This is a genomic window from Flavobacterium salilacus subsp. salilacus (assembly GCF_004634195.1).
GTDB lineage: Bacteria > Bacteroidota > Bacteroidia > Flavobacteriales > Flavobacteriaceae > Flavobacterium > Flavobacterium salilacus.
In genome coordinates, this window is sequence record NZ_SKBP01000009.1 from 1 (window position 1) to 12,374 (window position 12,374).

15 protein-coding genes are annotated in these 12,374 nt (G+C 36.6%); 11 read left to right on the top strand and 4 right to left on the bottom strand.

The genetic code is table 11. The features are described 5' to 3' along the window. The 4 genes from E0W68_RS10805 to E0W68_RS10820 form a co-directional block, all read right to left on the bottom strand. Nucleotides 1-1,175 (bottom strand): SprB repeat-containing protein (locus E0W68_RS10805; protein WP_192824566.1); only part of this gene is annotated, 1,175 nt, incomplete at its 3' end. Between the two features lie 15 nt (nucleotides 1,176-1,190). Further along, nucleotides 1,191-2,327 carry an ABC transporter substrate-binding protein gene (locus tag E0W68_RS10810; protein WP_135219447.1) on the bottom strand — a complete coding sequence of 379 codons (1,137 nt, stop codon included), beginning with the start codon at nucleotides 2,325-2,327 and terminating at the stop codon, nucleotides 1,191-1,193. 76 nt (nucleotides 2,328-2,403) lie between these two features. Next, a complete protein-coding gene (locus tag E0W68_RS10815; RefSeq protein WP_135219448.1) occupies nucleotides 2,404-2,991 on the bottom strand; it encodes a phage tail protein in 588 nt (195 codons plus the stop codon). A gap of 103 nt (nucleotides 2,992-3,094) precedes the next feature. Next, complete coding sequence (locus E0W68_RS10820) at nucleotides 3,095-3,682, bottom strand: phage tail protein (protein ID WP_135219449.1); 588 nt, start codon at nucleotides 3,680-3,682, stop codon at nucleotides 3,095-3,097. A 662-nt stretch (nucleotides 3,683-4,344) separates the two neighbouring features. Between E0W68_RS10820 and E0W68_RS10825 the strand changes: the two genes are divergently transcribed. The 11 genes from E0W68_RS10825 to E0W68_RS13860 all read left to right on the top strand — a co-directional run bounded on the left by E0W68_RS10825 (nucleotide 4,345) and on the right by E0W68_RS13860 (nucleotide 12,365). Further along, on the top strand, nucleotides 4,345-4,689 hold the full coding sequence (locus tag E0W68_RS10825; protein ID WP_135219450.1) for a hypothetical protein: 345 nt from the start codon (nucleotides 4,345-4,347) through the stop codon (nucleotides 4,687-4,689). A gap of 16 nt (nucleotides 4,690-4,705) precedes the next feature. After that, nucleotides 4,706-5,353, top strand: coding sequence for a hypothetical protein (locus E0W68_RS10830; RefSeq protein WP_135219451.1), 648 nt, complete (start codon nucleotides 4,706-4,708; stop codon nucleotides 5,351-5,353). Next, nucleotides 5,311-6,114: a sensor histidine kinase gene (locus E0W68_RS10835; protein ID WP_135219452.1), complete on the top strand. Its 804-nt coding sequence runs from the start codon at nucleotides 5,311-5,313 to the stop codon at nucleotides 6,112-6,114. Before E0W68_RS10830 ends, E0W68_RS10835 begins: the two co-directional genes overlap by 43 nt. Continuing rightward, a complete protein-coding gene (locus tag E0W68_RS10840) occupies nucleotides 6,111-6,788 on the top strand; it encodes a response regulator transcription factor (protein ID WP_135219453.1) in 678 nt (225 codons plus the stop codon). The genes E0W68_RS10835 and E0W68_RS10840 overlap by 4 nt, the downstream gene beginning before the upstream one ends. Before the next feature lie 352 nt (nucleotides 6,789-7,140). Continuing rightward, nucleotides 7,141-7,998: a helix-turn-helix transcriptional regulator gene (locus E0W68_RS10845; protein ID WP_135219454.1), complete on the top strand. Its 858-nt coding sequence runs from the start codon at nucleotides 7,141-7,143 to the stop codon at nucleotides 7,996-7,998. Between the two features lie 224 nt (nucleotides 7,999-8,222). After that, nucleotides 8,223-8,792 (top strand): DUF4255 domain-containing protein, encoded by a 570-nt coding sequence (locus tag E0W68_RS10850; protein WP_135219455.1) that lies wholly within the window; start codon nucleotides 8,223-8,225, stop codon nucleotides 8,790-8,792. Further along, a complete protein-coding gene (locus tag E0W68_RS10855) occupies nucleotides 8,789-9,604 on the top strand; it encodes a hypothetical protein (RefSeq protein WP_135219456.1) in 816 nt (271 codons plus the stop codon). The genes E0W68_RS10850 and E0W68_RS10855 overlap by 4 nt, the downstream gene beginning before the upstream one ends. 26 nt (nucleotides 9,605-9,630) lie before the next feature. Then, a complete protein-coding gene (locus E0W68_RS10860) occupies nucleotides 9,631-11,211 on the top strand; it encodes a phage tail sheath family protein (RefSeq protein WP_135219457.1) in 1,581 nt (526 codons plus the stop codon). A gap of 53 nt (nucleotides 11,212-11,264) precedes the next feature. Continuing rightward, nucleotides 11,265-11,732, top strand: coding sequence for a phage tail protein (locus E0W68_RS10865; RefSeq protein ID WP_135219458.1), 468 nt, complete (start codon nucleotides 11,265-11,267; stop codon nucleotides 11,730-11,732). Then, entirely contained in the window at nucleotides 11,722-12,189 is a 468-nt protein-coding gene (locus E0W68_RS10870) for a phage tail protein (protein WP_135219459.1), read from the top strand. Before E0W68_RS10865 ends, E0W68_RS10870 begins: the two co-directional genes overlap by 11 nt. Before the next feature lie 5 nt (nucleotides 12,190-12,194). Continuing rightward, complete coding sequence (locus E0W68_RS13860) at nucleotides 12,195-12,365, top strand: DUF5908 family protein (RefSeq protein WP_162845830.1); 171 nt, start codon at nucleotides 12,195-12,197, stop codon at nucleotides 12,363-12,365. Nucleotides 12,366-12,374 lie beyond the last annotated feature (9 nt).

Sequence of the window (12,374 nt, forward strand, 5' to 3'; positions counted from 1 at the left end):
CATGTGCCTGCACTAAGTCCTGATACGGATGTGGTACCGTCGCCTGTTGGGTTGCCCGGTGTCCAGTTGTAGGTATAGCCTCCGGCTCCTCCGGTGGCGGTGTTTACTGTGGCTGCTCCGGTGGAACCGCCGTTACAGGCGATGTTGGTTTGGGATGCCGGTGTAAGGTTTAATGCTGTGGGTTGGGTTATAGTTGCGCTGGCTGTTGCTGTACATCCGTTGGCATCAGTTATGGTTACTTCATACGTTCCGGCACTAAGTCCTGTAGCAGTAGCCGTTGTTTGGGCAGCACCGTCATCCCATAAATAGGTATATGGAGCTGTACCATTTGTAGGAGCAACGGTTAAAGAGCCGGTTGCTCCTCCGTTACAAGCTATATTGGTTTGCGATGTAATAGAGGCTGTCATAGTACACGCAGGCGCATCCGGTGTTATGTTCGGTACAGCATATGTTGTTGATGTAATATCGATAGTACCCGGATCATCAGTGCCACTCCAGTTAGCAGGGTTATTTATTGCTGCTCTTACGGCTGAAGCTGTACCTGTAAGTGTTCCTGTATATTTACTATTGTCCAGCTCCGGTCCCGGAGCGGGGAAAAGTGATATACAGTTTACCCCATTGGTTAACCCAGGTGGCAGTAAACTTTCTGAAGTGCCATTTACCGGCATCACATTATTCCAAGTAGTTGTGGCATCATACCTGGTATCGTTATAATCGCCATGTACTCCCGAAATAAAAGTAGGGATTGCGGGTCTGACTCCTGTAAGGGACTGATAGGCTAATATCTGATCTCCCGCAAATAGGTTAAAGTTAGTTGCATCACCTGTTGGGTTAAGGTATGTTACACCATTGGTAGATCCTGTTACAGTAAATGTATTAGCAGATGTTTCCATTACAGATACAATAGTACCTATAGTAGTTCCGGCAGGTATAACCCAAGAAAGGTGAGGCTCAAATGGGTTATTCCATCCTGTTCCGTCCCATCCTTCTTCTGTAAAAAAAATCGTTTCTCCTGCAGGTAAATCCTTTAAGGCTATAAACGTAAAGCCGTCAGGATCATCGGTAATATAGCCTATAAAGGCTATATCGCCGGGCTGGAGGGTTTGTGCTTTTGTACTCTGATGGACTAACAGCCCAAACAGAAAAAGCATAAAATAGAGTAATCTGTTTTTCATAATAATTGTTTTAGATTAGTGACATAAATAAGCATTTTGCCATCCTCCGGGTTGGGATGGGGATTCATGAAATAATATGGCTTGAATAAAGCCCCCGTCATTTTTAAGGGTTTCCACTCTTTGATACGAAAAATTATTTTCATCATTGGCAACTATTTTATATAGGTAGTGATTAAATACTGTTCTGTTAGTATTGTTTTCAAAACAAATAGTTCCTCTTGGCCCCTCAGCAGTCAACGTTTTCATTTTGGCAAGTAAGGATTTATAGGAGCTATCAGAATCTTCATTTTCAAGAATTGTTTTTAAAACAATTGAATTTTCGTATCCTAATAAAGAGAATATACTTGGGGCGTTATTATATTCTTTTTTGTATTGCTCTATAAATAAGCTATTTAGATCATAATCGCTATTTTCCAACCATGATCCTATAACAAAAATAGGATTTAATTTGTTATAATACACATTTTTTTTGACAGAAAACGGTGTCAAATAATACGTTAATTCGTTAAGTAGGTTTGTTTGAGCAATAAAATCTGAGTGTTCTTCGGCATATAAACCGCTGTAAAATCCGAAAACAGCATCTATATTTTTACCACTCATAGCTTCATTCATATAGGCTGCTTCTGTTTCACGAGGATGAAATGGTGAAATATAGTGTCCTGAAAAATTTAATTTGTTTTTTTGTATTGCTATATCCATTGCGGCAAGCATACCATAACCTGCATCGTAGTAGGATGATGAGCTAAAAATATTTTTTATGTCATTTTTTGCAAAATATTCTCCTAACAGATAGGAAGATTCATTTAGTCCGTAGGAGTTAATATATACTCCCTCGTGCTTACCAATTCCATAGGGCATTGTTGCTCCTAAATCGGATGCTATTAAAATTATCTCATTTTCAGCAGCATATTCATATATTGCTTTTATGTTATGATGTCCTAAAAAAGCGATTATAAAAGTAACTTCGTCCTGATGATGTAATTTTTGAATTTTGTCTATAATAAGCCTGTCATTAGCACCTGTACCTATACTCTCCATAAAATACTGAACCGGCAAATCATTCATTTTTATGCCTCTGATGAAATCGCGGGACATTGTTTTGTAATGGGCTGACTGAAGATATAATATTCCTATTTTGGTATCAGAAATCATATTATTTTTTTTAAATAAAAAGGAGAGGAAAATAAAAATTTCCCTCTCGCTGTATAAGTTTTAACTTAATTTTTTGCTATCCTCTTGATGGAAATATGCCTATCATTGCGATACAGATGCATACGCCCAAATAAGGATTTCTTATTTCTATAGGTAAGTTTCCTCCTGTATTAGTGGTCATACCACTAATGTGACTTACCGAAGTTACTCCTCCTACATTATCCTGACTTACAGGCGGTTCGCTATATATGTTAGGAAATGCTCCTCCTGAACCAAAAAAATTATTACCTGTATCAGGCTCATTAGTTCCTCCGTTACTTGCCGTGTTAATAACTGTATTGGTACGTACATTAACAAGCGTATCTACCAGTGAGTGACTGTGTGAAGGCAAATTAAGTATTGTCATATAAGCGTCTTCGGCTCCTCCTCTTTGTCCCCATCGAATATCGCTTAGCCCGGGACCTTGTCCTACATGCAGCATTGAGCGACCTCTTAAATCGGGTAATGCAAATGTTGTGATTCCATCGCCTCCATATGTTGTTCCGAGTAATGAAAATAATGCTGTGTTGGCAGCTATTGAAAGTAATTGCCCATCACATTTTGCCCATCCACGGGGTGCAAAATTAAAGCCGAATGCTTTTATAGTTCCTAAAAAATCTTCCATAATTATTAGTTGTTTTTAAAGTTTATGTATGTCTTTTTGTAATTGTATTATATTTTTTTGCTTACATGTATATATACCCTGACAGGTATAATTAAAAAAAGTACTAACCTCTTGAAGGGTATATACCTTCTATAGCAATACACATATATATACCTATATATGGGTTTTGTATATTGAGGGGAATATTTCCTCCTGTTGGTGAAGTGTTTCCGCTTATCTGTGTAACAGAGGATATACCACCTATAGAATCCTGAGATAGTGGTGGCTCACTATAGATATTAGGAAAAGCTCCTCCTGAACCAAATACATTATTTCCTGTATCGGGCTCATTGGTACTTCCATTAGATGCGGTTTGAATAGTAGTATGCGTACTAACATTTGCAAGTCCGTCTATCAAGGAGTGAATGTGCGATGGCATATTGCTTATATTTAAGCTAACTTGATTAACACCATCACTCTCCCCCCAAAATACTGTATTTAACCCCGGTCCGTTACCTATATGTACCATAGAGCGACCTCTTAAATCAGGCAACCCAAAAGTGGTTCTTCCGTCTCCGCCAAATGTTGTACCCAACAAGGAGAATAAAGCGGTATTGTTTGATATTGCTAATAATTGACCATTGCAAAGCGCCCAACCTCGTGGCGCAAAATCAAACCCGAATGTTTGTATTGTTCCTAAGTATTCTTCCATAATTAATTAGTTTTTTTAATGATTAGTTTTTTAGTTGGATGGATAATCGACTATAACGTTATAATTTATTTTTGCTAAGTTAAATAAGTGCATTGAACTAAAATCAGGTATTTTTACCTGTTTTTTCACATATATTATACTTTTTTTTAACTTAAATATAAATAATAATTCAATATTTAAATTACAACTAAACCGTTTGTAAAAAAATAAGGAGTGTAATTTTAAAATTACACTCCTGCATTTGATTCCCCCAAATCAAACATTTTTTTGACTGTTTAATTTGAATAGCTCTTAAAAATAGAAAAAGATTGCTGTAGTAGTCTTTATTCAAATTTTTGTACAGTCAATACATAAGCAAGTAATGGAAAAAACTTACTTATATATATATACCAAGTCACTAATAATGATTACAAAATTATTTATCTTGTATAAAATAATCTACCGTATATATACCTCTTTTTCTTTCAGGTATATTTGCCTGATTTTTGAGAATTTTTGATAAGTTATTGATTTACAAAATGTAATTTTAGCAATAAACAAAATTGTTAATATTATCTTAATAATTACACCATTATTACACAAAAAAGTCTTAAAAATTAAGGAATAATTCACTACGTTTGTAGGAGCAACCAATCTGAATTTAATTACTAAATCAATATTTTATGAAAGACAAAAAAAACATTATCAGCCTTGAAACTGCACAGGCTTGGGCAAAAAAATGGAGAAAAGAAGAAGGTACTTACAACTCACATCACGAGGTTCATGCTTTCTTAATCCCTAAAGAAGATCTTACAGAACTGCTTTCAGAAGGGGTAGATGCCGTGAGAGCCTATCTTGGTGTAGATGAGCATGATGAGGAGAAGCTAATGATAGTAGGTACAAAATATAATGCTGCAACAGATACTTATGTTGACATGACACCGGAAAGAGTTGTACACAGCGGGTATATTTATGATTTTACAAGACCCTGCCCTCCGTCATGTGATACCAGCAGTCCGCTAAACTAATAAAGTTATTTATCATATGGATATACTTAGGGTTTTGTCATATATCGGCTATAGCATCCTATGTATAAACATTATTGTATATTTTACAGGCTTTGCCAAAAATGGTAAAGCCTATAAAGTTTTTGTATGCTACCTTGTAGCCATTGCTATTATACAGGCTATCATGGAGTTTTATGCCCATAAAGGGTATAATAACCACTTTTTGTCAAATTATTATCTTTTATCCCGGTTTATATTTTTAAGCCTGTTTTTTTATTACTTATTCAGGACATTAAAGAAGCATATAAGTCAGTTAGTCAGCATCATATCAGTCACTATTATTATTGGGCTTATTATTCAGTATAGTATATACCCGGAACTGTATTATGAATTTAACTCTTTGGGGTTTTTGGTAACCGCTACCGTTTTAATACTGTATGCCGTACTATATCTTTATGAGATGCTTTCCAAAAAATTACCTTATTATTATACTACTGTGGGTATATTCCTATATATGTTAAGCAGCGCTGTAATATTTGCTTCAGCAACCTCAATAGTGTCTTTTAACGATAAAATTAATATGTATATCTGGAAATTAAATGCTTTTTTGTTTATTGTTTACCAATTATTAATTTTATGGGAATGGAAAATAACGTTTTACCCCAAAATAACGAAACAGGGATAATAATTATTTACGTTATTTTCCTAATGCTCTTTATGGGCGTTGTCCTGCTGTTGTTTTTTTACTTTTCCAAAAAAAAAATTATACAGAAGGAACTGGAAAAAAAAGATTTGGAACTCGAGTATCAGAAAGAGCTTTTACACGCCACTCTTTTGGTACAGGAAGAGGAGCGACAACGCATAGCAAGAGATTTGCATGATGACATAAGCTCTAAACTAAATGTAGTGTCGTTAAACAGCCACTTGCTTACCACTCCTGATTTAAGTGAAAAGGAAGTTGCCGAAATAACTGATAATATTGTTAAACTGGTTGCTAAAGCATTAGAAAGTTCGCGCAAAATTGCACATGACCTGTTACCTCCGGTACTCGAAAAATTTGGGCTTAATGCCGGCATAGAGGAACTGTGCTTTGAGTATAACAGCAGTAAAATTACTATCGTAAATTATGAAAATAATGTTTCTTTTACGGAAATAATCCCGGAGAAGCAGTTACATATATTCAGGATTATACAAGAACTGATCAATAATTCCGTGCGACACGGAAGCGCATCTGAAATTACAATTCTGTTTAAAGAAAAGGATAACGTTATAACGTGTATATATACTGACAACGGAAAAGGATTTGATACTAAAGAGATAAAGAGTAAAAAAGGACTCGGAATGAAAAATATTGAAAGTAGAATCTTTTTCCTGAAAGGTGAAATCACTATCGATTCTGTTATAAATAAAGGAACTCAAATTACCTTTAATTTTAGTAGCTTATGAATAATGTTGTAAAAATAGCACTGGCAGATGACGAAGTTTTATTTCGAAAGGGAATTTCGTTTATGCTGCAACGCGAAAAAAATATAGAAATTATTTTTGAAGCATCAGACGGGCAAGACCTGATTGACAAACTGAAAGAGTATCCTGCTCCTGATATTATAGTAATGGATCTTAAAATGCCTAACATTAATGGTGTGGAAGCGACTAAAATTATTCGTAATACACACCCTGATATTAAAATAGTAGCTCTAACGAGCTACAACACAAAGTCGTTTATAGCTAATATGATAGATGTGGGAGCAGTATCGTATGTAATGAAAAACACCACACCCAAGGAATTACTTACTACCATAAACGAGGTACAAAACATAGGATATTATTATAACGACTATGTGATGAAAGTAATACAGGAATACCTGATATCTCCACGAAAAAAAACAGTAAAAAGCCGTTTTGATGACGAACAGCTTACCAAAAGAGAAATACAAGTATTAAAACTGATATGCAAACAATACAGCGGACAGGAAATTGCTAACGAATTATGCCTGAGCGCAAGAACAGTAGAAGGACACCGTAATAACCTGTTGCGAAAAACAGAATGCAAAAACATGGTAGGCTTAATTATATATGCCATTCAAAATGATTTTGTAAATCTGGAAAACCTTGTTGATTAAGGCTCTATTTTTTCACAACCCTATGCTGCAAAAATTACCCTGTAAACCTTAATATATAAAATTTGAATATAGTAAGCTACCCTAAAATTTCATAGTATCCCTTGTTAACTGATAGCTAATAAACCTCTTGCTTTTCATTATCCAAAAAATAGCAGCCCTATACTATTTACAATATAAATACACTTCGATTAAAAACAACCGGTAGCAAAAAATAATTTTCCTTAACATTGAAAAACAGGTAATTGTACGTATATACAGGTAATGTATATTTAATAAATTGCAGATATAAAATGATGTTTTGTTGGCTACCTATAAAGCACATTTTTTAGAATATCACATCCAACTAAAAATAATGAGTACTGAAAAAACAGTTGTTATTGGTTCTGATAGCGCCGCTAACCTAATTATAATGCTTAGCAGCATTCAGAAATTTCCGCACTGCGATATCCATATTATCTCGGTGAGTCGGCTTGTCGATTTACTTCATGTACTCAAAGATTCAAATCCCGACTTAACAATCATAAATTTTGCCGACAACCAAACAGCATTAAACGAAATAAACGATAAGGTAAAAAAGAATGAAATACCTATAGTATGCCTCGACCCAAAATCGCAATCCAATATATTGCACTGGGACAGCAAAGCAATCGTGTTTGTATATCCTTTCGAAATGATACATAAAGAAAATTATATCTTTAACCGTATCAACTCAATATTCTTACTGAAATCGAAAACATACTCTAAAAGCGAAGCCGAAAGATTTCCGTCGCTTATACCGGCAAAAAGTTCCGGAGAGTTAAGCCGATATGTAATGGAGCTTGATAAAAAAAGAGAAATACTCTCCAAAGTACGCTCAAAAATAAAAGCACTCTATCCTAATGTTAATGACCCCGTGCGGAAAGAGTTAATGTCGATAGTCAACTACATCAAAGCAACATCCAGCGACCAAAACCTGTGGAAAGATTTTAAGTTTTATTTTGAACAAATACATCAGGATTTCCTGCAAAGACTAACCGATAAACACCCTGCACTTACACCTACCGATTTAAAATATTGTTGCTACCTGAAAATGAATATGACGAATGACGATATTAAAAACCTGTTGGGTATAAACCAGGAAAGCGTGCGCACCCATACCTATAGGCTTAAACTAAAAATGGCATTACGCAAAGAAGAAGACCTCAGGTATTATCTGCGTTCCGTTTGCTAAACTGTATATAACTAACCCTTATATAACCCTCACTATTTGTTACTCCGAAGGCAACTTCGGAGTTTTTTTTGTTCCTTTTTCACCTGTCTATGATTTGTCTATGCTATACCCATAAAATATAAAAATCATGAATACGAATTGTACATGCCCATTTCTCTGTTCATACAATAATGTTAGGTACTTTTACCCTAAACCATTGATTTTGTGTAAACAATAATAACAACATGATTAGCACAGCACTAAAATTCAGTAGTCAATCGCTAAACCAGTTCCTGAAAAACAGTATGCAACTGGAGGAAGATAAAGTAGTGCTTAATAATTTGATAGAAAACAATGGTGAACTACCCCAATCCAATCAAAATAAAGTAGTAGTATCGCTCATAAATATAGAGCAAGAAACTTCCCGACCATTCAGAAACCGAACTGTACCTTTAACTAACGGTAACTACGCAGATATAAGCCTTTCAGAAAGATACAACCTGTTTGTACTGATAAGCTCCAATTTTGATGATTATGATGAAACACTGAAGTTTTTGGATGCCGTAATACTGTTCTTCCAGATAAACCCATGCCTCGATGCACGCAATTTTTCAAATATACCGGCAGGACTTACAAAAGTAGAATTTGACATCGAAAAAATTGCCTACCATCAAATGCACAGTTTATGGACGGCTATGGGAGCAAAATATCAACCATCGGTAGTATATAAAATGCGACTTATTACAATTCAAGGTAATGAAACTATAACATTCAATACAGGAGTATCGCAAACCTCAAATACCGTTGCGCCATGATAAACAGCAACTTTCAATCTATTTTCACTATACAAGTATGGCACTCCTACTTTAGCGACGGGGCATGCAAAATTTTGCAATTTATACCTGCTACCGCTACCCAACAACTGGTAAAACGGTATGGTTTTTTAAACCGTAAAGTAGATAATGGGTTCGAGTGGTATGCCAATACTACTGCTTCCCTGCCTAGCTATTTAAACAGCATTACCAAAGCTACAGGGCAAAACAGTTTTGAATTTGATATTGTAACCGATAGCCAACTGTTTTACACCTATACTGATATTGCCCCAAACTGGAAAGGGCAATTTTTATACAGTAGTAAACAAACAGTAACCATTGCAGAAAAAGATACAATACAACTCACACCTACTTTACAAGAAGGAAATACAACTCTTTTAGGAAAAGTAACCCTGTATTTTGACGATATTATAGCATTAATAAACAACAGCAAACCCGCTCCCTATTCTATACGCTACAAAGCAAGAGCAACACAATGGCAATACTATATAATAAACAGGAACACAAAACCTGAAAATAACCTCGAGATAAAAGGAAAAACAACCATAACATTCAACAACCCGCAGGATGTTACCATAAACAATGGAGAAAAAGCACTACTGTTTACCTCATCATCACCAATAGCTTTGCACGAAAAGCCATTGTATAAATTTGACTTGGTAAGCAAAAGCAATATAGGTACAAAACCGTCTGTAAAAGTAGTATATAAAGGACTGCCCAACCCCGACCCTCGCAATCTCGATAATCTAAAAGATATAAATCAATTAGCATCACCAATGTATGTGTATATATAAATCCAACAAAATAAAACGAATGTAATATGCTCGAATCAAACATTAAATCACCAGGCGTTTATATCAATGAGATAAATGCTTTTGGCAACTCAGTAGTCCCGGTAGCTACTGCCGTCCCTGCTTTTATCGGCTATACGCCGCAAGCAATGTATGAAGGAAAATCATACACAAATGTTCCGCAAAAAATCACATCATTTGCAGAGTTCCAGTCCATCTATTGTTATCCCGATCCTGCCCCTCCGGCAGATCCTGCCAAGCAGTACAGCCCACAGTATTATCTGATAGAACAAAAAAGTAAACCCACCAATCAGGACTACATGATGATTGATGGTAAGTACTACGCCATTTTGCCCGACCCAAACACCATTTACTACCTGTACAACAGCATCCAGCTATTTTATCAAAATGGCGGAGCCGATGCCTATATTGTATCAGTAGGTACTTATGGCGCACCATCAGGAAACCCCATTACCCCTGGAGCACAAATTGTAAACCCTAATGTGTTGCTTAACGATCTTAAAAATGGTCTTGCATTACTGCAAAATGAACAAGAACCTACTATGTACATCTGTCCGGAGGCAACCCTGCTGGCTGTAGCCGATAACGGTACATTAATGCAGGAAATGCTGTTACAAGCCTCTGAAATGCAAACAGCAGTAGCAATTTTTGATGTTATTGGTGGTCGTAACCCCGACCCTATTATGTACACCAATGATATTTCTACCTTTAGAGATAATACCGGTGCACAGGGTTTAAATTATGGTGCGGCATACTATCCTTTTATAGGCACTACCATAATGCAAGGTCAGGATATCGATTATACTAATTTATTTGGCGGCGATGTAAAACAACTGGATCCCATTTTAAATCCGCCCGATAACCCCAACCCTACCGCAGCCACTATATTAAGCAATATAGAGAACCCTCCGGGGGCACCCCTCACGGTAAGCCAGTACAACAACTCGCTTATTAATGCCAGTAAAACCTACAGCCAGATCATGAAACACATACTGTTTGATGCTAATATACTGCCGCCAAGTGCAGGTATGGCAGGTGTTATGACGGTTATTGATAATCAGGATGGTGTATGGGAAGCCCCTGCAAACACCTCTATAGTAGGAGCATCATCATTACCAATACGACTTTCTGAAAGCCAGCAAGCCGATTTGAACGTGGATGCTATATCAGGAAAATCAATCAATGCCATACGCTACTTTAACGGTATAGGTATCCTGATATGGGGTGCGCGTACGCTGGACGGTAACAGTCAGGACTGGCGTTATATTTCAGTACGAAGAACCATGATATTCCTTGAACAGTCCTGTAAACTCGCTGCCCAGGCTTATGTGTTCCAGCCCAACGTTAAAAATACATGGGAGGCTGTTAAAGCAATGATAGGCAGTTTCCTTACCACTATATGGAAAGAAGGTGGGTTACAGGGAGCCTCGGCTTCAGATGCTTTTTCTGTAGATTGCGGTTTAGGCAGCACGATGACTTCTGACGATATTCTTAACGGTTTTATGAAAGTTACTGTAAAAGTAGCTGTAGTGCGACCTGCTGAATTTATAATCCTTACATTCCAACAACAAATGGCTACATCAAGCTAATCAGGAATTTTAAATAAATTAATTAGTAAAACCAACTTTAAAAAATAAAAATTATGGCAACAGATGACGGAAGCGTAGAAGGCGCAACGTGGCCCATGCCCAAGTTTAGGTTCGAAGTAGATCTTGGAACCGAATTAACAGGAGTAGCTTTTCAGGAAGTATCCGGTATGGACGTAGAAAATCAAATTATAGAGTACCGAAAAAGTAACAGCCCGTTATTTTCTACCGAAAAAATGCCGGGTATTGCAAAATACGGAAATGTAACTATGAAAAGAGGTGTGTTTGTAAACGACAACACTTTTTGGAACTGGCATGCAGAAATAACAATGAACACCATTAAAAGAAGAACAGTACTTATAAAACTGCTCGATGAAAATGGTGATGTTACTATGCAGTGGCAACTAAACAATGCGTGGCCTACAAAAATTACCAGTACCGACCTGAAATCAGACGGAAATGAAGTAGCTATCGATACGCTCGAAATAGCTCATGAACAACTTGTAATAACCAATGGCAAATAACACTTATCCTGTAGGCTTTTATTTTGAACTTTCCTTCAAAGGCGAAGATGCCGCTTTTCAGGAAGTATCAGGTATTAGCAAAGAGTTAAGTATGGAAGAAGTAGTATGTGGCGGGGAAAATCGGTTTAAATACCGACTCCCCACCGTATCTACAAGCCAAAATTTAGTATTAAAAAGAGCTCTTGTACCCGATGGCAGCGAATTGGTCGATTGGTGTGCCAGTTGTATAGACGAAGGCTTGGCAAACCCGATTACCACACATGATGTATCGGTAAATCTGCTTAGTGCTGACGGCAGCCTTTGTGTAAAGTGGACTTTTTATAATGCCTACCCTGTTAAATATTCCGTATCCGACCTAAAGTCGCAGGAAAACTCGCTGGTAATAGAGTCTATAGAGCTTGCCTACACCTATTTTGCCGTGTCGCCGGATACTATGTTCGGTAATTTATTTGATTAAAAACTATGCCAATAGAAATAAGAGAGCTTATTATAAAAACAGAAATAACCAGCGGAAAGCATTACCCGCAGGCAATACTGAAGGAAAAAGATTTACAGGCATTAAAAAAACAGATGCTTGAAGAATGCCGGAGAATTGTAGCCGAGCAAATGAGAGAGAAAAACAACAAACGATAAGCCAAAAAA